The organism is Pseudomonas sp. ZS1P83 (assembly GCF_054897825.1).
This window is the reverse complement of sequence record NZ_CM142706.1, coordinates 4453846-4475577: the sequence shown is the minus strand read 5'-3', so window position 1 is coordinate 4475577 and position 21732 is coordinate 4453846. Positions and strand designations below refer to the sequence as shown.

At 58.4% G+C, this 21732-nt stretch carries 19 protein-coding genes; 5 read left to right on the top strand and 14 right to left on the bottom strand.

Annotated elements, in window-relative coordinates; genetic code table 11:
- Nucleotides 1–3 precede the first annotated feature (3 nt).
- Nucleotides 4–3813 carry a S8 family serine peptidase gene (locus ACYZT0_RS21215; protein ID WP_462042867.1) on the top strand — a complete coding sequence of 1270 codons (3810 nt, stop codon included), beginning with the start codon at nt 4–6 and terminating at the stop codon, nt 3811–3813.
- Between the two features lie 97 nt (nt 3814–3910).
- Here the strand turns inward: ACYZT0_RS21215 and ACYZT0_RS21210 are convergent, their stop codons facing one another.
- The 3 genes from ACYZT0_RS21210 to ACYZT0_RS21200 all read right to left on the bottom strand — a co-directional run bounded on the left by ACYZT0_RS21210 (nt 3911) and on the right by ACYZT0_RS21200 (nt 7470).
- Nucleotides 3911–4813 carry an acyltransferase gene (locus ACYZT0_RS21210; protein WP_462042866.1) on the bottom strand — a complete coding sequence of 301 codons (903 nt, stop codon included), beginning with the start codon at nt 4811–4813 and terminating at the stop codon, nt 3911–3913.
- Entirely contained in the window at nt 4814–6913 is a 2100-nt protein-coding gene (gene pta / locus ACYZT0_RS21205; protein WP_462042865.1) for a phosphate acetyltransferase, read from the bottom strand.
- A 218-nt stretch (nt 6914–7131) separates the two neighbouring features.
- A complete protein-coding gene (locus ACYZT0_RS21200; RefSeq protein WP_462042864.1) occupies nt 7132–7470 on the bottom strand; it encodes a DUF3565 domain-containing protein in 339 nt (112 codons plus the stop codon).
- Here ACYZT0_RS21200 and ACYZT0_RS21195 point away from each other — a divergent pair.
- Both ACYZT0_RS21195 and ACYZT0_RS21190 read left to right on the top strand, forming a co-directional pair.
- Nucleotides 7439–7924, top strand: a complete 486-nt coding sequence (locus tag ACYZT0_RS21195) for an FKBP-type peptidyl-prolyl cis-trans isomerase (RefSeq protein WP_462042863.1) — start codon at nt 7439–7441, stop codon at nt 7922–7924. The genes ACYZT0_RS21200 and ACYZT0_RS21195 overlap by 32 nt on opposite strands.
- A 122-nt stretch (nt 7925–8046) precedes the next feature.
- On the top strand, nt 8047–8529 hold the full coding sequence (locus ACYZT0_RS21190; RefSeq protein WP_462042862.1) for a glutathione peroxidase: 483 nt from the start codon (nt 8047–8049) through the stop codon (nt 8527–8529).
- A gap of 98 nt (nt 8530–8627) precedes the next feature.
- Here ACYZT0_RS21190 and ACYZT0_RS21185 read toward each other — a convergent pair whose 3' ends face one another.
- Entirely contained in the window at nt 8628–9896 is a 1269-nt protein-coding gene (locus ACYZT0_RS21185; RefSeq protein ID WP_462042861.1) for an IS110 family RNA-guided transposase, read from the bottom strand.
- 380 nt (nt 9897–10276) lie between these two features.
- Here ACYZT0_RS21185 and ACYZT0_RS21180 point away from each other — a divergent pair, with 380 nt between their 5' ends.
- Nucleotides 10277–11380: an NADH:flavin oxidoreductase gene (locus ACYZT0_RS21180; RefSeq protein WP_462042860.1), complete on the top strand. Its 1104-nt coding sequence runs from the start codon at nt 10277–10279 to the stop codon at nt 11378–11380.
- A gap of 114 nt (nt 11381–11494) precedes the next feature.
- Here the strand turns inward: ACYZT0_RS21180 and ACYZT0_RS21175 are convergent, their stop codons facing one another.
- On the bottom strand, nt 11495–12694 hold the full coding sequence (locus ACYZT0_RS21175) for a glycosyltransferase family 4 protein (protein WP_462042859.1): 1200 nt from the start codon (nt 12692–12694) through the stop codon (nt 11495–11497).
- A gap of 40 nt (nt 12695–12734) precedes the next feature.
- The gene (gene cysZ, locus ACYZT0_RS21170; RefSeq protein WP_462042858.1) at nt 12735–13487 is read right to left on the bottom strand and encodes a sulfate transporter CysZ; all 753 of its coding nucleotides are present in this window, start codon (nt 13485–13487) and stop codon (nt 12735–12737) included.
- Nucleotides 13488–13802: 315 nt separating this feature from the next.
- Here cysZ and trxB point away from each other — a divergent pair, with 315 nt between their 5' ends.
- A complete protein-coding gene (gene trxB / locus ACYZT0_RS21165) occupies nt 13803–14765 on the top strand; it encodes a thioredoxin-disulfide reductase (RefSeq protein ID WP_462040285.1) in 963 nt (320 codons plus the stop codon).
- Between the two features lie 212 nt (nt 14766–14977).
- Here trxB and ACYZT0_RS21160 read toward each other — a convergent pair whose 3' ends face one another.
- The 8 genes from ACYZT0_RS21160 to folX form a co-directional block, all read right to left on the bottom strand.
- Nucleotides 14978–16264 (bottom strand): NAD(P)/FAD-dependent oxidoreductase, encoded by a 1287-nt coding sequence (locus tag ACYZT0_RS21160; RefSeq protein WP_462042857.1) that lies wholly within the window; start codon nt 16262–16264, stop codon nt 14978–14980.
- A gap of 128 nt (nt 16265–16392) precedes the next feature.
- Entirely contained in the window at nt 16393–17220 is an 828-nt protein-coding gene (locus tag ACYZT0_RS21155) for a transporter substrate-binding domain-containing protein (RefSeq protein ID WP_462042856.1), read from the bottom strand.
- 46 nt (nt 17221–17266) lie between these two features.
- The gene (locus ACYZT0_RS21150; protein WP_462042855.1) at nt 17267–18058 is read right to left on the bottom strand and encodes an amino acid ABC transporter ATP-binding protein; all 792 of its coding nucleotides are present in this window, start codon (nt 18056–18058) and stop codon (nt 17267–17269) included.
- Between the two features lie 6 nt (nt 18059–18064).
- Entirely contained in the window at nt 18065–19039 is a 975-nt protein-coding gene (locus tag ACYZT0_RS21145; RefSeq protein WP_462042854.1) for an amino acid ABC transporter permease, read from the bottom strand.
- 131 nt (nt 19040–19170) lie between these two features.
- Nucleotides 19171–20421 carry a 2-aminoadipate transaminase gene (locus ACYZT0_RS21140; RefSeq protein ID WP_462042853.1) on the bottom strand — a complete coding sequence of 417 codons (1251 nt, stop codon included), beginning with the start codon at nt 20419–20421 and terminating at the stop codon, nt 19171–19173.
- A 244-nt stretch (nt 20422–20665) separates the two neighbouring features.
- Nucleotides 20666–21004, bottom strand: a complete 339-nt coding sequence (locus ACYZT0_RS21135) for a HopJ type III effector protein (RefSeq protein WP_462042852.1) — start codon at nt 21002–21004, stop codon at nt 20666–20668.
- Nucleotides 20997–21293 (bottom strand): DUF1244 domain-containing protein, encoded by a 297-nt coding sequence (locus tag ACYZT0_RS21130; RefSeq protein ID WP_462042851.1) that lies wholly within the window; start codon nt 21291–21293, stop codon nt 20997–20999. Before ACYZT0_RS21130 ends, ACYZT0_RS21135 begins: the two co-directional genes overlap by 8 nt.
- A 67-nt stretch (nt 21294–21360) precedes the next feature.
- A complete protein-coding gene (gene folX, locus ACYZT0_RS21125; RefSeq protein ID WP_129438421.1) occupies nt 21361–21732 on the bottom strand; it encodes a dihydroneopterin triphosphate 2'-epimerase in 372 nt (123 codons plus the stop codon).

Here is a 21732-nt window from a genome sequence, read left to right as displayed (position 1 = left end):
TTGGTGGGCGGTGGCGGCAACGATGTATTGGTGGGTGGTGCAGGCCGCAACACCATCATCGGAGGAAGTGGTAAGGCACTTATTTACGCGGGTCCCAAGGGCGATGCGATCATGGCGTCGGCCGGTGGCAGCATCATTCACGCCGGGGCAGGTATGGATCGGATTTATGGTGGTGCGGGTCATGATGTGATCGAGGCCGGCAACGGCAACGCGATCATTGACGGTGGCGGGGGAATCAATCTGGTGACGCTGCATGGTAAGTACGGCGACTACACGATCAGTCCCACCGGCAACGGTTACACCGTGGCCGATAAGGTCACGGGGCGAGACGGCACCCTGACCCTGAGCAATATCCAGAAGGTGAACTTCGCAGATATTTCGGCGGTGGACCTCCAGCAACCCAATGCGATGCCAGTGGCGGATGCATTACGGGTCAATCAAGCCGGAAATGAATTTGATCGTACTCAGCCTCACCTGATTTCGGCAGCGATTCTGGTTGCAAACGATCAGCGGCTCAACAGCAAGGGCAACTTGCGTATTGCTTCTGTTGGCGACGCGATTGGCGGTAGCGTGAGTCTCACTGAACAGGGAGATGTGCTATTTATTCCCAATCCGCGTTTCACCGGGATTCTCAGTTTTAAGTATGGCTTGGTGGATGAAGCCGGTAACGCGGCGACGTCGGTTGTGGACTTGAAGACCGGCGAACTGGCACCCATGCGTGCGACCGTCACACTGCTTACGTCGGAGGTTCCGACTGACCCGTTGGCGGCGCAGGAGTGGTACTTGAGCGACATCGACGTGCTGCCGATCTGGAAGGACTACACCGGCAAGGGCGTGCGCATTGGCCAGTTCGAGCCGGGTGGGGAGTTTTCCACCGGACCGGAAATTTTTGATATCCAGCACCCCGATTTGGCACCTAATGTCGATCAGGCCTGGCTGCAGGCGCAACGCACCGATCAGACCCTGCCAGCGTTGGTATCGAATCACGCGACGATGGTCGCGGGCGTCATGGTGGCGGCGAAAAATGCACTGGGCGGTGTTGGAATTGCCCACGAGGCAACATTAGGCGGCCATTACTTGGCCAACAGCGGTGAAGACCTGACCGGCATGGGCAAGATGCTCGGCTATGACATTGCCAATCACAGTTGGGGATTCACCAAGGACTTTGGCTTAAGTAATCTGCAAGGAGGGCAAATCAACACGGCAAGTGCGTTGATCAGTAATGCGCGCTATGCCGCGAGCAATGGCCGAAGCGGCCTTGGAACGTTGATCGTCACCTCGGGCGGGAACAAGCGTGAGACTGGCGGTAGCTCTCAAGGCTCGCTGACCAACAACAACCGCTTTTCGATCCAGGTCGGCGCACTTAATGCTCAGGCGGATCTGTCAACGCTGGAGGTGGGCTCTGCACCTTTCTCCAATCCTGGCGCGAGTCTGCTGGTTTCGGCTCCGGGCAGTAACGTCTGGTCCACCAGTTACAAGCTGGAAACCGAGCGTGGCTCGACGTTCGGCAACGATTACAGTGCTATGCAAGGCACCAGTTTCGCAGCACCGATTGTCTCAGGTGTGATTGCCCTGATGCTGCAAGCCAACCCCAATCTCGGCTACCGCGATGTGCAGCAAATACTCGCCGTGTCTGCACGCAAGGTGGAGGGCTCGTCCACGCAGTGGAGCGACAACGGTGCCCGTAACTGGAATGGTGGGGGGATGCACGCCAGCCACGATTATGGTTTTGGCAAAGTGGATGCGCGGGCAGCCGTGCGCTTGGCTGAGAGTTGGATGACGCAAAGCACAGGCGCTACTGAAAAGTCACTCAGCGCATCGAGTGGTGCGCTTGGGCAGGCCGTTGCTGCTGGAAAGCTCATCGCGCCTAAACTGGCGATACTGGGAGGATTAAACGTCGAACACGTGGAAGTCGATTTTGACGCTCAGGTCGGACGGTTAGGCGATCTGGTCGTCAAACTGATTTCACCCAATGGCACTCAAAGCGTGTTGCTTGACCGGGTGGGCAAGATCCCGGTGGCCGTGACCGGCGCCAACGAAGCGGACGTCGGCAGCACTCAATCGGGTGAATTTAAATACACCTTTATGTCGACCCATGACTGGGGTGAACGCTCGGCTGGGGACTGGACGTTACAGGTGACTAATACTGCCAACGGCCTGCCGGTCACGCTCAACAGTTGGTCGCTTCGACTCTATGGTGCCGAGGCTACGAGCGACGATAGCTACTTCTATACCGATGAGTTTGTCGATGCGGCTAAACGCCAGAATGCTCGCACAGTTCTCGACGATGGGCTTAACGGCACGTCGGGTGGGCGCAACACGATAAATGCCGCAGCTGTTAGTGCCGATGTCTCGATTGATCTGAGTACAGGCACCGCATCTATCGGGGGAGTCGCCTTGACAGTGAAGAATCCCGGCGCGATTCAGAGTCTGCTCAGTGGTGACGGAAATGACTGGCTGGTTGCCGGTCCGTCGGACAGCTTGCTTAACGGTGGTCGCGGGAAAAACACCTTGGTTGGAGGCGCAGGCAAGGATCTTTTCGTAGTTCATCGGCGTAGTGGTGGAAACGACACAGTAGTCAATTTTGATCCCGTTCGCGGTGAAGTGATCAACTTGGTCGGCTTCAAGGGTAAGCAGTTCAGTGAACTTCGGTTTCACCAGCAAGGGGCAGATGTCAATTTTGAATTGGGTGAAGGGCAGACCCTTTTGCTGAAAAATCAGTTAGCCGCTGATGTAAAGGCGAGCCAGTTCAAGTTCCAGAACACGTTCGTTGCTCCGGTCTTTCTGAGTGAAATCTCTGCAGGTGAAAAAACTACCATCACTCCTGAGATGTCACGCGATGCACCGGGCATAGTGACCCTGAAAGGAGGCGCAGGAGGCGTAAGTTATTCAACTGATGCCAACGGACAACTGATCGCCTCTCTGACAGGCAAGGTGTATAGCCACGATAACGAAGCATCCAATGTATTTGTCGTCGCGAAGCAGGAAGGTGTGTCGAATTACAGCAATGCGATGCGGGGATTTCGCCAAGGTGTCGATAAGATAGACTTGAGCCAGACTGGCATCATCGATTTCAGCTCGTTGACGATCAGCAAGCAAAATAGGGCAACGATCAATGGCATCTCACTGGTTCACGGTGTGGAGGTTAGCGCGGGAATATCAGGCGCTGGCTCCAAGGTCAAATTGCTCTACCTGGATGCGCTTGAAGTTTCTCAATTGAATGCGGCGGACTTTATATTTGCCTCACCTGGCCGCCAAGTTGAAGTGAATCCGGATTCGGTATTGGTGCCAATTACTGAAAATTTGACAACCGGCCTATCACCCACGAGCGCGCATGAGCAGAGCTTGAGGCCCGAGCCTATTGCTCGGTTAGTACCGTTGCCGGAAATGGATCTTCGACCCTCTACGATTGAAAGCAGCAGAGAAATTCCACTTCGCCTGAGTCCAGTTATCGATAGAGTGCCTTTCCGGTTGAGCGACTACTTTTCAAAGCTGGATGAGATTTCTTTTAAGCCCATCGTGTTTGAACCGCGCGATTGGAAAATCCCAGAGCTGAGCTCTTTTGAACGGAATCGACCAACGCTCTCATCGATAGAAGATCGAATTCTTTCGGCTGACAGATTGCTGGACGCCCTTAAAATGCCCACCATGCCGGTTGGAAGGGAGCAGAGTCGCAGTGCTTTTATGCAGCAAGGCGCTGATCATTTGGTACAGGCGATGGCGACATTCGCTCCGACAAATTCGGCAGCATTGTCGTTCATGCCGATGGAGCCAAAATCAGTGCATCCCGTATTAGTGGCGAGTGTTGGCTGAGTACCCGTCTTAAAAAAAACCGCCGATGAGTGATCATCGGCGGGTTTTTTTGTGTCCCTGAAACCGCTTTCGCGAGCAGGCCGGTACAGTCACCTGATTACTTCGCTGGATACTCCCGATGCATCTGCGCAAGCAACGCATCCTTGTCTTCCCACAACTGATTAATCCAGCCCTGAAACTGCAGTCGATATTCCCCATCCTGGTCGTAGTTCTTGCCAATGAACTGCGGCGGAATCTTCAGTTCCTGAAAGTGCACCACCACCTCCTTCACATTCCCGCAGAGCAGATCCCAGTAACCAAGACGCCCGGCCGGATAGTGAATGGTCACGTTGACGATCGACTCAAGTTGCTCACCCATGGCATCCAGCACAAACGCAATGCCGCCGGCCTTCGGTTTGAGCAAGTGGCGGAACGGCGATTTCTGTTGCGCATGCTTGCCTTCGGTGAAGCGTGTGCCTTCGACGAAGTTGAAAATCCCCACCGGGTTATTGCGGAACTTGTCGCACGTCTTGCGGGTGGTTTCCAGGTCTTTGCCTTTCTTCTCCGGGTGCTTTTCCAGATAGGCCTTGGAGTAGCGCTTCATGAACGGAAAGCCAAGCGCCCACCACGCCAGGCCAATCACCGGCACCCAGATCAGTTCCTGTTTGAGGAAGAACTTCAGCGGGCGGATGCGGCGGTTGAGCACGTACTGCAACACCATGATGTCGACCCAGCTCTGGTGGTTGCTGGTGATCAAATACGAGTGCTGATAGTCCAGGCCTCCGAGGCCGCTGAGGTGCCAGCGGGTGCGGCAGACCAGGTTCATCCAGGCCTTGTTGTTGCTGATCCAGGCTTCATGGGTATGGCTCATCAGCCAGTGCGTGAAACGCTGGGTGAGGGCGAACGGCAACACCTTGAGAATCGCCACGCAGAACAGAAACGAGCACAGCAAAATAGTATTCAGCGCCAGCAACAACGACGCGATCACGCCGCGCACGGCGGCAGGTAAGAAATCCAGCATTTAAAGATCCAAAGGTCGGTTGGCAGCTTGAATCGCGGTCAACGCGATGGTGTAGACGATGTCGTCGACTTGCGCGCCGCGCGGCAGGTCGTTCACCGGTTTGCGCAGGCCTTGCAGCATCGGCCCGAGGCTGACGCAGTCGGCGCTGCGCTGCACGGCTTTGTGGGTGGTGTTGCCGGTGTTCAGGTCGGGGAATACGAACACTGTGGCGCGACCGGCGACCTGGCTGTTCGGCGCCAGTTGCCGGGCGACGGTTTCGTTGGCGGCGGCGTCGTATTGCAATGGGCCGTCGATCAGCAGCGAGTTTTGCTGTTCGTGGGCGAGCAATGTCGCTTCGCGAACCTTTTCGACTTCTTCGCCGCTGGCCGATTCACCGCTGGAGTAGCTGATCATCGCCACGCGTGGGGTGATGCCGAATGCAGCGGCCGAGTCGGCGCTTTGCAGGGCGATTTCGGCCAGTTCGCTGGCGCTCGGGTGCGGGTTCATCACGCAGTCGCCGTAGACCAGGACTTCCTCGGGGAAAAGCATGAAGAACACCGACGACACCAACGTGCAGCCCGGCGCGGTCTTGATCAGTTGCAGGGCTGGGCGGATGGTGTTGGCGGTGGAGTGAATGACCCCGGACACGAGGCCGTCGACTTCATCCAGCGCCAGCATCATGGTGCCGATCACCACGGTGTCTTCCAGTTGCTGCTCGGCCATTGGCGCGTTGAGGCTTTTGCTTTTGCGCAGGGCGACCATCGGTTCGACGTAGCGCTCGCGAATCAGGTCCGGGTCAAGAATCTCCAGGCCCGGCGGCAACTCGATGCCTTGGGCGCGGGCCACGGCTTCGACGTCCGCAGGTTTCGCCAGCAATACGCAACGGGCAATTCCGCGCGCCTGGCAGATCGCTGCCGCTTGCACGGTCAGCGGCTCGCTGCCTTCAGGCAGAACGATGCGCTTGTTGGCGGCCTGGGCACGCTGAATCAATTGATAGCGGAACACCGCTGGCGACAGGCGCATTTCCCGCGGCGTGCCGCAACGCTGGTGCAGCCAGTTGGCATCGAGGTGGCTGGCGACGAAGTCGGTGATGATCTCCGCGCGCTCGCGGTCGTCGATCGGGATTTCCTTGTTCAGGCCGTTCAACTGGTTGGCGGTGTCGTAGGAGCCAGTGCTCACCGACAACACCGGCAGGCCAGCCTGCAACGCGCCACGGCACAGGTCCATGATGCGCGGGTCGGGCAGGGTGTCGCTGGTCAGCAACAGGCCGGCCAGGGGCACGCCGTTCATGGCGGCGAGGCTGACGGCGAGGATGATGTCGTCGCGATCGCCAGGCGTCACCACCAACACGCCGGGCTTGAGCAGCTCCACGGTGTTACGCATGGTGCGGGCGCAGATGATGATTTTGGTCATGCGCCGGGTTTCGTAATCACCGGCATTGAGAATTTGCGCGCCCATCAGATCGGCGACGTCGCGAGTGCGCGGGGCGTTCAATTCCGGCTGGAAAGGGATGCAACCCAGCAGACGGAAATCGCCACTGCGCAGTAACGGCGAATGCTCTTTCAAGCGCGAGGCGAAGGCCTCCATGCTCTCGTCGGTTTTGACTTTGTTGAGGATCACACCGAGGACTTTCGGGTCTTTCGGGCCGCCGAACAATTGCGCCTGCAATTCCACTCGGCCAGACAGTTCGGTCAGCACTTCGTTTTCCGGTGCCGAGACCAGGATCACTTCGGCGTCGAGGCTCTTGGCCAAATGCAGATTGACCCGCGCGGCGTAGCTGGCGCTGCGGGTCGGAACCATGCCTTCGACGATCAGCACATCTTTGCCGACTGCCGCCTGCTGATAGAGGGTGATGATTTCTTCGAGCAGTTCATCCAGCTGACCGTCGCCGAGCATGCGTTCGACGTGTGCCAGACCGAGCGGCTGGGGCGGTTTCAAACCGTGGGTGCGGGCCACCAGTTCGGTCGACCGTTCAGGCCCGGTGTCACCCGGATGCGGCTGGGCAATCGGCTTGAGAAAACCGACTTTGAGGCCGGCTCGCTCAAGGGTACGTACCAGCCCAAGGCTGATGGAGGTCAGGCCCACACCAAAATCGGTGGGCGCGATAAAAAAAGTTTGCATGCGAATTCTCTGGAGGTGCATGTGGGCAGCCCGTGTGGCCTTTGCCGTCAGTCAAATTCGGCGCCTAAAATCCATATCCTGCGTTGCTGTTCCTCCCCATAGCGAGCTATGACTCGTCACAGCGCCTTGGCTATGGACTTCAGGCATCCGAATTTGATCTGACGCAAAGGCCGTACGGGCCGCCAGGCGATCATCTATGTCTGACGATCTACCGAAATTCAGTCGCCAAGGTTATCGCTAACCGAGCCTTGTGCGCACCAACCGCAATCAAAGGGCTGGCCTATTTTTTCAATACGTTGCGCGGGGCTCAGGACCCAGGCGCGCGATTGCCAGGGCGGCTGGTGGCGCAGGTGCTGGGTGTGACCGCAGGAAAGCTCGGCCACCCAGTGCCCGTCCTCATCCTGATGGAAACCCGTGACCGTCGAGTCTTGCGCCGCGGCCCGTCTGTCCGGGTTGTGTTCGCTTTCGGGCGATTGCTTCGCTAAACTTGGCCATTCTTCATTCTTATGCAAAAGGTCTCGCCCCATGCTGATCGCCGCCAATAAGGCTGTCTCCATCGACTATACCCTGACCAACGACGCCGGTGAGGTCATCGACAGCTCCGACGGCGGCGCGCCGCTGGTCTACCTGCAAGGCGCAGGTAACATCATTCCGGGCCTGGAAAAGGCACTGGACGGCAAAACAGTCGGCGACGAGCTGACCGTAGCTGTTGAACCTGAAGATGCCTACGGCGAATACGCTGCCGAACTGGTCAGCACGTTGAGCCGCAGCATGTTCGAAGGCGTCGACGAGCTGGAAGTGGGCATGCAGTTCCACGCATCCGCGCCGGACGGCCAGATGCAGATCGTCACCATTCGCGACCTGGACGGCGACGATGTCACCGTCGACGGCAACCACCCGTTGGCCGGTCAGCGCCTGAATTTCCAGGTCAAGATCATCGACATCCGTGAAGCCAGCCAGGAAGAAATCGCCCATGGTCACGTCCATGGCGAAGGTGGCCATCACCACTGATTTTCTGCGCTAAGCTCACAGAACTGGAGAGGCGCCCGAGGGCGCCTTTTTAGTCCGCGGCTGTCCCTGGTGACACCGCCAAGTGGCTGTTTCGAGAAGAACAAGGGAATTTGGAGTTCGTCATGAGTGCTTTTCACGACCTTAAATTGACAGCCCTGGATGGTCAGGAGCTACCGCTGGCACCCCTCAAGGGGCACGTCGTGCTGGTGGTCAACGTCGCCTCCAAATGTGGCTTGACCCCACAGTACGCGGCGCTGGAAAACCTCTACCAGCAATACAAGGACAAAGGATTCAGCGTGCTGGGCCTGCCGTGCAACCAGTTTGCCGGGCAGGAACCGGGTACCGAGCAAGAGATCCAGGATTTTTGCAGCCTCAACTATGGCGTGACCTTTCCGTTGTCCAGCAAGCTGGAAGTCAACGGTCACGATCGTCATCAGTTGTACCGTCTGCTGGCGGGCGAGGGTGCTGAATTTCCCGGTGACATTACCTGGAACTTCGAAAAATTCCTGCTCGGCAAGGATGGTCGCGTGCTGGCGCGGTTCTCGCCGCGCACAGCGCCGGATGATCCGTCTGTCGTTCATGCGATCGAAAAAGCGCTGAGCTGAACCCCCCCTCTGTAGGAGCGAAGCTTGCTCGCGAAGGCGTCATGTCATTCAAAATTGATATCGACTGACCTGACGCCTTCACGCCCTGAGCCTTTCCGTCAACACGGTTTTGCTGTGTCCGGCTCGCTGGTCAACGGTGAGCCGTGCCGGAGCAAGGCTTGTAAATAAACCTTTTCGTCGTACACGGTGCTGCTCTTCCAGCACTGATAAACGATCCGGATCCACTTGAACGCCAGGGCCCTGAGGGCCGCTTGGTATGAGCAGCCTTTGGCCCTTTGCTGGCGATAATAAGCCTCTGCCCACACCGATTGATTGATGCTGTGTGCAGCCCACTCAACAAAGGTCTGGCGCAAAAAAGTTGCGCATTGATAGCGCCAGTGGACGACTTTTTTCTTGCCACTGCGTTCGGTGACCGGGGCAATCCCGGCATATCGCTGCACAGCACTGGCATCCTTGAAGCGATCACGCTGCTCACCAAAGGCGACCATCAACCGTGGTGCAAGCTGCTGTCCCGCGCCGGGCAAGGCCTTGAAGAGTCGATAGTCGGCCAGGGTGTTGGCAGTTTTTTCGATCTCCCGATCAAAATCTTTGATCGCCGTGATGACCCCTTTCAGTTGCGAGACCAGGGCCAGCACATACAGCGCTGAAGGACTGACCACGCCTGGATCTTCAGTCAACGGCATGGCTTTGGCGATCAATGCCAAACGCTGCTGATTGAGCCCAGCATGGCGAACATTATGCGCGTGAAGGAACTTCAAAACGCTGGCCGGCCGAGCGTGCTTAAGCACTTCAAATGTCGACCAGCGCGCCAAAAACTCACAGAAAACCAGCGTGTCATGGTCATGAAACAGCTCAAGAGCCAACGGATAATACTGTTTGAGCATGCAGACCAGACGATTGCTGATCTTGACCCGGTCATCGACCAACCCGCGGCGATGTTCGGTCAGGCTGGCGAGCGAACGCATGGCGGAGCTTTGCTGGACCAGTTGAGGAAACCGTTCGGGGTGATTCAGCAACAGCTCAAGCGCCCATTGAGCATCCGTTGGATCATCCTTGGCGCCACTGGGGACGAAGGTTTTACGGTGCCGGGCCAAGATGCTCGGATTGATCGGAAAGATACAAAAAAACTCATATTTTTGCAGAGCCGCTATCAGTGGCCCTTTGTTCAACTCCACGGCGATCGCGATCGGGCCACCGTAACGTTGATGCAGCGACTTGGCCCAGCGATCAATCGACTCGGGCTTGTGGTCGATGACCTCGAAACTCCGCTGCGCCTCTCCAGCAATCTGCAAACAGATGTCGTGCTTGGCGTCTGCCCAATCAATTCCGATATAAGCAGTGAAATTCTGAGACAGGAGCGTTTGCATGGAACACCTCCACAGGCGCTAAAGTACATGCAGGGACATGCATGCTTGCGTCCAGCGAAGGCGATATAGAGAGCCGTGTCGGGCTTTCCCTGAGAATTCGTTAGAGGGCGCAAGCGCACCTGTGGACTCGAAGGTGAAGGCGTAATCATCGAGTGCTGCGCGAGCATATTCGTAGCCCGCAGGTGCATGTTCCTTCCTCGCCGACAGCCAACTTCCAGCGAAGTCAGTATGGAAGAGAAAGGAACGGACTACCTATATCGCGAGCAAGCTTCGCTCCTACTGTCTTTTGATCCTTAATCACCCAAATCAATAGTGCTGTTCAAGGCTGGCAACTCTCCATATTATCGCCGTCATAAAGTCATTTCCCCGTGGAGCGCCCCATGCCCGTCAAAGCCCTGTTCAAACCGTTCCATCTCGGCAACCTTGAACTGCCGACCCGCGTCGTCATGGCGCCGATGACCCGCTCGTTTTCGCCGGGTGGCGTTCCCAATTCCAAAGTGATCGAGTACTACCGTCGTCGCGCCGCAGCGGGTGTCGGCCTGATCATCACCGAAGGCACCACCGTCGCCCACAAGGCTTCCAACGGTTATCCGAACGTGCCGCATTTCTACGGTGAAGCAGCGCTGGCCGGCTGGAAGAAAGTGGTCGACGCGGTTCATGCTGAAGGCGGCAAGATCGTTCCGCAGCTGTGGCATGTCGGCAGCGTGCGCCGCATCGGCACCGAGCCGGATGCCAGCGTGCCGGGTTACGGTCCGTCGGAGAAATTGAAGGACGGTCAGGTCGTGGTTCACGGCATGACCCAGCAAGATATCCAGGACGTGATCGCCGCGTTCGCCCAGGCCGCCAAAGATGCCCAGAGCATCGGCATGGACGGCGTGGAAATTCACGGTGCCCACGGCTACCTCGTGGACCAGTTCTTCTGGGAAGGCAGCAACCAGCGCACCGACGAATACGGCGGCAGCCTGGCCAACCGTTCGCGCTTCGCCATTGAACTGATTCAGGCGGTGCGTGCGGCGGTCGGTGAAGGCTTCTCGATTATTTTTCGTTTCTCCCAATGGAAGCAGCAGGATTACACCGCGCGTCTGGTGCAAACACCCGAAGCGTTGGGCGAATTCCTCAAACCGTTGTCCGACGCCGGCGTGGATATTTTCCACTGCTCGACACGTCGTTTCTGGGAGCCGGAATTCGACGGTTCCGAGCTGAACCTGGCAGGCTGGACCCGCAAACTCACTGGCAAGCCGACTATCACAGTGGGCAGTGTCGGCCTGGACGGCGAGTTCCTGCAGTTCATGGTCAACACCGACAAGATCGCGCAGCCGGCCAGTCTGGAAAAACTGCTGGAGCGTTTGAACAATGATGAGTTCGATCTGGTGGCGGTAGGTCGTGCGCTGCTGGTGGACCCGGACTGGGCGCAGAAAGTGCGTGATGGCCGGGAAGAAGACATCCTGCCGTTCAGCCGTGAGGCGTTGATGACCCTGGTTTAAGCAGCGACCGGAAGGGCCTCTTCGCGGGCAAGCCTCGCTCCTACAGGTCCGAGTCGTGTCGAAGTGTTGTGATCGACATAGATCCTGTAGGAGCGAGGCTTGCCCGCGAAGCTTTTAAGGTACCGACGCCGCACCAGGCAACGCTTGCCCCTGCACACAAGCCCCGCGCAACTGCCCTTCAAACTGCTCGATAATCGCCGCCCAGCCCTGACGACTCGCATGCTGACGCGCATTAAGCCGCACGCAGCGCAAGGTTTCGCGCTTCTCCAGCAGCCAACACGCCGCATCGCAGAACGCCTCTTCGTCTCCCGGCATCGCCAGTACGCCGTTGTAGCCATGGCGAATGTGCTGAGCCGCGGCAGCCTGATCGTAAGCCACCACACCCAAACCCGAAGCCAGTGCCTCAAGCACCACGTTGCCGAAAGTCTCGGTCAGGCTTGGAAACAGAAACACATCCCCCGATGCATAGTGACTGGCCAGCGCTTCGCCGCGTTGTGAGCCACAGAAAAGCGCTTCAGGCAGTTCCTTCTCAAGTGCCGCTCGTTGCGGACCGTCTCCGACCACGATCAACTTTATTGTTCGCTGTGGATAAGTCGCTTTCAGCGCGTCGAAACTGCGCTTGAGCAGGCCCAGATTTTTCTCTGGTGCCAGGCGTCCTACGTGGATGACAGCAATGTCGTCGTTCCCCACCCCCCAACTCTCACGCAGGGCGTTAATCCGTTTGGTCGGGTGAAACAACTGGCTGTCGACCCCTCGGGACAGCAACGCCAGACGCTCGAAATGCCGGCGCTCCAGTTCCAGCCGCTGGCTGACGCTGGGCACCAGGGTCAGGGTCGAGCGATTGTGAAACCAGCGCAGGTAGTGCGTCAGCAAACGTGTCAGCAACCCGAGCCCATACTGGCTGGAGTACTGCTGGAAATTGGTGTGGAAGCCACTGACGACCGAAATCCCCAAGCGCCGTGCCGCGCGCAACGCGGACAATCCCAGCGGTCCTTCCGTGGCGATGTACAGCACGTCCGGCCGATGACGCTTCCAGCGCCGCAGCAGTTTGTGCATCGACGACTGGCCCCATTGCAAACCGGGATAGCCCGGCAGCGGCCAGCCCCGACACAGCAACAAGGCATCGTCGCTGCCCAGCTGCTGGTCGCAACCCTGACGAGGTCGCACCAATTCCACCTGATGCCCGCGCGCGCGCAAGCCGTCGCACAAGCGGCCAAGGGTATTGGCTACGCCGTTGATTTCCGGTGGGAAGGTTTCGGTGATCAGAGTGATATGCAGAGCTGTCGTCATGACCTCAGTGTCGGCTGAGGCCATGTCGTCAGTGTGACGGTTCGATGACGGATTTGTGACCGAATCAGCGTTGGGTCACCAGGTTTTCAGCGCCGCGCTCGCGCACCCAGAACAAGGTCGCTCCCGCCACAGCGGCCGGCATCATCAGGATGTTGACCACCGGAATCAGCAGCACCAGATAAACACTCCCGCCGAAACTCATGCTCTGCCAGCGCTTCTCGCGCAACCAGGCAAGCATCTCGTTCCAGCCCAGTTTGTGGTTATCCGCCGGGTAGTCGATGTATTGGATCGCCATCATCCACACTCCGAACAGCAGCCACAGTGGCGCAGCGATGATGTTCACCACCGGAATGAACGAGAGGATGAACAACCCGATGGCGCGGGGCAGGAAGTAACCGAGTTTGCGCATCTCCCGGGCCAGGGTGCGAGGGATCATGGCGATCAGTTCGCCCCAGCTGAAGGTCGGGAAGTCGTCCGTGCCACGCACCACGACTTCGACTTTTTCCGCCAGAAAGCCGTTGAACGGTGCCGCGATGACGTTGGCCAGCATGGTGAAGGTGAAGAACACCATCAACACCACCAGCACCACGAACAACGGCCAGAGGACATAACTGAGAAAACTCAGCCAGTCGGGCAGGGACGGCATCAATGTATCGACCCACAGGCTGAATTGATGGCTGGCCAGGTAGATCAATCCGACGAACAGCACCAGGTTGATCACCAGGGGCAACAACACGAACAAGCGCAGGCTTGGGCTCAGGACCAGCTTGAGGCCTTCGCGCAGGTATTGCGGGCCGGACAGAACGGGGGCGGGCATAACGTGCTCCGAGCAAAGGGGAAACGCGCCGACCTTACCGGCTTTGCCTGACGGGCGAAAGCGCGGCAGCAGCATCGACATTAACTGTAACAAAGGCGCCTATCTCTCCATTGTGATGGGATAGAGACCGCCTATGAGCTGGATTGTTAAACCGTATTTCCTTAATCTTCGCCCCCTCGATACGCTGCACCCAATCTTTTTACAGGACTGTCGAGTTCAAGCCTTCCCCAAGTGCTTTCAACGGTCCTTTTTTATTCCCGCCGGCAACCCGGCGTTCCGCGCCAGGTGTTTCCGGCCGGTCAACAGGAGCAGGTCATGTCTGAAGTCCGTCATTCGCGAGTGATTATTCTCGGTTCCGGCCCTGCCGGTTACAGCGCTGCGGTGTATGCCGCCCGTGCCAATCTCAAGCCGCTGCTGATCACCGGCATGCAGGCCGGTGGTCAACTGACCACCACCACCGAAGTCGACAACTGGCCGGGCGACGTCCACGGCCTGACCGGCCCGGCGCTGATGGAGCGCATGAAAGAGCACGCCGAGCGTTTTGAAACCGAGATCGTCTTCGATCACATCAATGCCGTCGACTTCGCTGCCAAGCCTTACACCCTGACCGGCGACAGCGCGACTTACACCTGCGACGCCCTGATCATCGCCACCGGCGCCAGCGCTCGTTACCTGGGCCTGCCGTCGGAAGAAGCGTTCATGGGCAAAGGCGTTTCGGCCTGCGCGACCTGCGACGGATTCTTCTACCGCAACAAGCCAGTGGCCGTGGTGGGTGGCGGTAACACTGCTGTGGAAGAAGCGCTGTACCTGGCCAACATCGCCAGCAAGGTCACCCTGATCCACCGTCGCGAAACCTTCCGCGCCGAGAAAATCCTGATCGACAAGCTCAATGCCCGGGTTGCCGAAGGCAAGATCGTCTTGAAGCTGAACTCGACTCTGGACGAAGTCCTGGGCGACAACATGGGCGTGACCGGTGCCCGCCTGAAGAACAACGACGGCAGCTTCGACGAGCTGACCGTCGACGGCGTGTTCATCGCCATCGGCCACACCCCGAACACCTCGTTGTTCGAAGGTCAGTTGACGTTGAAAGACGGTTACCTGGTGGTGCAGGGCGGCCGTGACGGCAACGCCACGGCCACCAGCCTCGAAGGCATCTTTGCTGCCGGTGACGTGGCTGACCACGTTTACCGTCAGGCCATCACCTCGGCCGGCGCTGGCTGCATGGCGGCACTGGACGCCGAGCGTTACCTCGACGACCTGCAGAACGCTTCGTTCTGATTGCGTAGCAATGAAAAAACCGGCCTCGGCCGGTTTTTTTGTGCACACAGCAAATGCGTTCACCACATCCCCTGTAGGAGCGAGCGGTGCGGCGATCCGACTTGCCCGCGAATGCGCCGTGTCAGCCGACATCAATGCTGAATATTAAATCGCCTTCGCGGGCAAGTCGGATCGCCGCACCGCTCGCTCCTACAGGAATTGTATTGGCCAATTCATTTAGCCCGGAAGCGCTCCTGGACAAAATCCATGAGCTTCAGCGATTGATAGATGGCATTGGCGGCAACGCGCCCGAACGGCCCGCCGTTCCAGTCCAGCAAGTACGGTTTGAACAGCTGATAACGCGCACTTTCCCCGCACACCGCTTCGGCGATGACCCTGCCGCCAATCGAACCGGTATTCAAGCCATGACCACCGAACGAGGTGCAGGCCCAAACGCCCGATTCCAGCAATCCCAGGTTGGGCATTTTGTTGGTGGAATAGCCCATTAGGCCGGACCAGGCCAATTCAATTTTGACCGGGGCCAGTTGTGGATAGACCGACATCATGTCGGCCTTGAGCATGGTGGCGAGAGCCTTTTCGTTCTGTTCGTTGCGGGTGGTGATGCGTCCGCCCCAGAGCAGGCGGTCGCCTTCGACCACGCGGTAATAGTCCGAAGCTCGGCGGTCGTCGGAGAACGCGGCGCCGGAGTCGAGGACGTTTTTGATCGAGTCGCCCAGGTGTTCGGTCAGCACCACGTAAGTAGCGATGGGCAGGTAGGCGCGGCTGAGTTTTTGTAACTCCGGGCCGCCGTAACCACCGGCGCAAAACACCAGGTCCTGGCAGCGCACGGTGCCGTGAGCGGTCTGGACAATTTTGTCAGCGCCCTCGCCATGCCAGGCCAGCATTTTTGATTGTTCGAAAATCCGGCTTCCCGCGGCTTCGATGGCGAGGGCCAGCCCCAGGCAATAATTCAGCGGGTGAAAGTGCAGCGCCTTCGGATCTTCGATGCCTTGGAAATAGCGCAGGGTGTGGGCCCGCTCGCGGACCTGAGGGGTGTCGAGGTAGTTGAGTTCATAGCCGAAGTCACGGCGCATCGTGTCGATGTGGTTTTTCACACCCGCACTGTCGTCGTAACGCTTGACCTGAATCGTACCGGCGGACGGATCGCAGCCAGCCAAGGCCAGTTCGGCGATGTTGCGGCGGACAATCTCCACACCCTCGACCGACATTTTAAAGAGCGCCTTGGCCTGTTCCAGTCCAAGTTTCTTGCAGATCGCTCCCGACCCTTGAGCCCAGCCCGGCGAGACCACGCCGCCATTTCGACCGGACGCGCCCCAGGCGACTTGTCGGGCTTCGAGGATCATCACGCGTTTGCCCCGTCGGGTCAGTTCCAGGGCAGCGGTAAGGCCCGCGATCCCGGCGCCGATGATGCAGACGTCGCAGGTTTCGTCAGTGCGCAGTTCGGGCCTGGCTGCGCGGGGTAGAGAGGTTTGGGAGTACCAGGTGGTGGGGAAGGACATGGTCAATCCTTGAAGAGTTAGCTTTTGTGGGAGCGAGCCTGCTCGCGAATGCGGAGGATCAGTCGACATCAATATTGACTGGCACACCGCTTTCGCGAGCAGGCTCGCTCCCACAGGGAGGGCAGCGTTTACTTGATGGTCGAATAGTCGACGCCGTACCACTTGTCCGACAGCTTGGTCAGCGTGCCGTCCTTGTGCATCGCGGCGATTATTTCACCGAGCTTGGCTTTCAGCTCCAGGTCACCCTTGTCGGTGGCGACGGCCAGCGGTTCGTAGAACACCACGTTGTTGTCGACGGCCCGCAATGGATAGCCCTTTTTCACCGCTGCATCCAGCGTGCTGCGTTGCGTGAGGATGGCGTCCAGGCGGGCACCGTCGCCCAGGCGCAGGTCGTCGAGCGGCCCGACGGAACCGGAGTAGGTTTTCATTTTTTCGGTTTTGACGTCGTACACGACTGGCGGCACGTCAGTGGTTTCAATCGCCAGGGACTGGCTGAAATAGTCCTCGGACGTGGTGCCACCTTCGACGCCGATGATTCTGCCATTCAACGCTTTGTGGTCAGTGACCGTGGATTTTGCGTGCACCGCGAACACGTAGGGAACGTAGTAATAGGTCCCTGGGAAATCGAGGATTCGTGCGCGACTTTTGGTCGCCGTCATCGAGCCGACGGACACGTCCCAGCGGCCGTTCCACTTGCCGGCGGTGATCACGTCCCAGTCGGGCGTAATGAACTTGGCCTCTACGCCGAGACGCTTGGCGATTTCCTTGGAAACGTCGATATCAAACCCATCGATTTCATTCTTGTCGTTGATAAAACCCTGGGGTGGCCAGGTCGCCGACGTGGCGACGGTCAATGTCTTGCTGCTCTGGATCTTGTCCAGCACGGCACCGGCATTGGCGGCGCCGACGAATACCAGCGACATTGCGGCTGCAATTACGTGTTTTTTGCTGACCATGTCCATCTCCACTTATCGTTATTGTGATGAAGGGGCAAAGCGGTGCTCAGTGACCGATGATCTGCGACAGGAATTTCTGCGCACGTTCGGTTTGCGGGTTGTTGAAAAACTCGGCAGGGGTGGCTTGTTCGATCACCTGGCCCTGGTCCATGAACAGCACGCGGTCGGCGACCTTGCTGGCAAAACCCATTTCGTGGGTCACGCAAATCATGGTCATGCCGTCGGTGGCCAACTCGCCCATTACGTCCAGCACTTCGTGGACCATTTCCGGATCCAGCGCCGAGGTCGGCTCATCGAACAGCATCACTTTGGGGTTCATGCACAGCGCCCGGGCAATCGCCACGCGCTGTTGCTGGCCACCGGACAATTGCGATGGGTACTTGTGCGCATGCTCGGCAATTCGCACCCGTTCCAGGTAAACCTGAGCGCGTTTTTTCGCCTCGACGCCCGACACGCCTTGCACCAGTTGCGGCGCCAGGGTCAGGTTGTCCATCACGCTCAAGTGCGGGAACAAGTTGAAGCTCTGGAACACCATGCCGATTTCCCGGCGCACCGCGCTGACACTTTCTGCCTCGCTGGTGAGGGTGATTCCGTTGACCTGGATGTGGCCCTTCTGGAAGTTTTCCAGGTGGTTGATGCAGCGAATCATCGTCGATTTGCCCGAGCCCGACGGTCCGCACACCACCAGGATTTCGCCGGCGGCGACGTTCAGGTCGACATCGCGCAAAGCGTGAAAGTCGCCGTACCACTTGTTCAAACCGATGATGGAAATCATCGAAGGGCTGGCCTGCGCAACGGGTGCCAGGTCGAGTAGCTCCGCGGTATTGGTTCGAGTCATCACGCATCAACCCCTTGCGATGGATCGGTTGACCCGTTTTTCGATCCGCGCCTGCACCCGTTCGAGGATGAACGACAGGGCCCAGTAAATCATTGCGGCGGTGATCAGCATTTCCAGGTGGCGGAAGTCCGCGCGGCCCTGGGTCTTGGCCAGGTACATCAGTTCCCAGACGCCGATCACCGACACCAGCGAACTGTCTTTGAGCATGGCGATGAACTGGTTACCGGTGGGCGGAATGATCACCCGCAAGGCTTGCGGCATGATCACCCGGCTCAAGGTCTTGAACGGGCTGATGCCCAAAGCTCGTGAAGCTTCCCATTGGCCCACCGGAATGCTCTGGATACCCGCACGGAAAATCTCGGTCATGTAGGCGCCGTAGCACAGGGATAACGCAAGGATGCCGGCGGGAACCGCGTCGACCACATAGCCCAATTGCGGCAGCCCGAGGTAAATCAGGTAGATCTGTATCAGCAGCGGAACACCGCGAAAGAACGAGGTGTAGAACGAGGCGATGGCATTGGCCAGGCCGTTGTTCGATAGCTTGGCCACCGCCCCGATCAACGCCAGCACGAAGGCAATCACAATCGCCACGGCGGAGATGTACAGCGTGGTTGCAGCGCCCTGGATGATCAGGAAGCCGACCTTGTCGAGGATGAAACTGTAGGAGAGGTCGAAGGTGTCGAAGAACGCCAGGAACAGGATCAGCAGCTCGATCCAGACCACGGTGGTCTGCACCTTGAGTTTCAAGCGTCCGAGGACGTGAAAGTTCAGCGTGCCCAGTGCGGCAATCGCCAGACCGATGGCGATATTGCGAGCGGTCAGGCTGTCCGGGGCATTGCCCAACAGCGGATGCAGGAAATGACTGAGGGCGCTGTTACCCAGGTTCATCAGGTAGGAGCCGAGAAACAGCACCACGGCGACGCCAAGCAGGAATTGAGGATCATTGGACTTTTTTTTATAAATTATATTGTCGTGATACATGAATGCCTCAGGCTTGTAAGTGGTCGTGATCTCGCTCGGTAAAAGGGGTATTTGGTGAGTATTGCGACGCAAAATCAGGGACGACAAGCGAACATAATTCGCTACGTCAGTCCCTGATCGTAGTTTGCTTTTCAGGAAAGCTTGGCGAGGCAGGCCTCAAGAATGTCCAGCCCTTCCTCCAGCACAGCCGCTTCGGTGGTCAACGGTGCCAGGAGCCGGATGATGTGGCGCGACTTGCCGCTGGGCATCAGCAGCAAACCTGCGTCGCGTGCCAACGCCAACAGTTGCGTCAACTGTGCCGAGGCCGGTGTGCCGTCGGGACGGGTCAGTTCGATGCCGCGCATCGCACCGACGCCGGTCAAACGGCCCAGGTACGGCGACAGCGTGCGGGTGCGCCAGGATTCATAGCGGCTGACAATCGCTTCTTCCTGCTGTGCCCCCCAAGCTTGCAGATTCGCGTCAGTCATTTCATCCAGGGTCGCCAACGCCGCAGCGCAGGCGATGGGATTGCCCGAATAGGTGCCGCCCAGCCCGCCCTTTGGCAAGGTGTCGAGCAGCGACTTACGGCCGACTACCGCACCCAACGGCACGCCGCCGGCAATGCTTTTGCCCAGCAGGATCAGGTCCGGCTCTATGCCCAGTCGCGAGAACGCAAAGCGTTGGCCGGTGCGGCCGAAGCCGGACTGGATTTCATCGGCGATCAGCAGAATGTTTTTTTCATCACAGAACCGCCGTAGCGCTTGAGCGAACTCCACGTCCATCGCCAGGAAGCCGGCCTCACCCTGCACTGGTTCGACGATAAAACAGGCGACGTCGTCGACGTCGATCTCGACGCTGAACAGTCGCTCCAAGGCTTTCAGGGCCTCGGCGCAGGTCACGCCGTTGTCGTTGCTCGGGAAGGGCAGGTGAAACACCGGACCCGGCAGCACGCCGACTTTCTGTTTGTAAGGCGCGACTTTACCGTTGAGGTTGAGGGTGGCGAGCGTGCGGCCGTGGAAGGCCCCGTCGAAGGCGATGACGACCGTGCGACCGGTCGCGCCGCGAACGATCTTCAGGGCGTTTTCCGCCGCTTCCGCGCCGCTGTTGGTGAGCATGCCGCTGACCGGGTAATTCACCGGAATAAACGCGGCGAGACGATCCATCAGTTCGAAGTAGGGCGCATGCGGGGCAGCGTTGAACGCGTAGTGGGTCAGGCGCGTGGCTTGTTCGCGAATGGCCTCGACGATGCGCGGATGGCAATGGCCGAGGTTCAGCACCCCGATGCCACCGACGAAGTCGATGTAGCGTTTGCCATCCGTGTCCCAGACCTCGGCATTTTTGCCGTGGCTGAGCGTGACGGGATGAACGATGTTGATCGACCGGCTGATGGTTTCGCTGCGCATGGATACCTGACTCAGAAGAAGGGATGCTTCTTTTTATCTAAGCCGTGAGCAGCGGTGCCCGGCAAACGAAATAAAGTTGCCGGGTCAATCTTAAAAGTCGGGATGTGGTTTGAGCGTTATGCAAAAATCAGCAGCAACAACGCAGAATCTGTAGGAGCATGGCTTGCCAGCGATGGCGTCTTCAAAAGCGATGCAAGATTCAAGGACGCCTTCGCAGGCAAGCCTTGCTCCTACAAAAAAGCTTTTAGCGGCGAGTCAGTGGCTGTTGGCTGAATTTCACACCGGCCAAACCATGAGCAATCAACGCGCGGATATTGCCGTGGTCGCTGCCTTCAGGCGTGGCCACCACCGAGCGGTAATGCTCGCCGAACGCCAACAGCGCTTCTTCATCGCTCAAGCCTTCCAGCAGCGCCAGACCCAGGGTCTTGCACGAGCCTTCGTTCTGCCCGGCCGTGTTTTCCACACCGCCGTTGTTGAAGGCCTGTGGCTGGTAGTCGTAGCCGGCGGCGATGAAGGCCAGGGTGTCGGCAAAAACGTGTTCGCCGCTCTTGAGGCGGGTGCGCAGGGTGTTCAAATCACTCATTGGGTTTTCCTTTGGCGAACGCCGCTTGTTGTTCGGCGTCGGCTTCTTGCTGGTATTGAGCTTTCCACTCGGCGTACGGCATGCCGTAAACCACTTCGCGGGCGTCATCGAGGCTGACCTCGATCTGGCGTTCGTCAGCGGCGGCCTTGTACCACTTGGACAAGCAGTTGCGGCAGAAACCGGAAAGGTTCATCAGGTCGATGTTCTGCACATCCTTGCGGCTGTCCAGGTGGGCGACCAGTCGGCGAAAGGCGGCGGCTTCGAGTTCCAGGCGTTGTTGATCGGTCATGGCGGGCTCTGTGCAATCAAATCGTGGCGGGATGATAAAAGCCTGGCGAACAATGCGCCAGACGCGCTTAGCGGCTTGCCGCGAGGGTAATCGACACCGATTCGGCAAAACGCAGGGCGTGTGGCTTGTCGACTTCGACCTCGGCATACAACACCGATTCGTTGGCCATGACCAGATCGAGAATTTCCTGAGTCAGGCGCTCGAGCAGGGCGAACCGATTGCCTTCCACGTGGGCGATGATCGCCTTGGTGATGGTGCGGTAATTCAGCGCGTGATCGATATCGTTGTCACGCACCGCTTCCTGAGCGGCATACAGGATGGTCAGGTTAATCAGCACATCCTGCTTATTGAGGATTTCATCCTCGTTGATGCCGATAAAGGTTCGCAGGCACAGGTCCTTGACCCGGATGCGTGCTGTTCCTGGTTGAAGTTGTGGCAT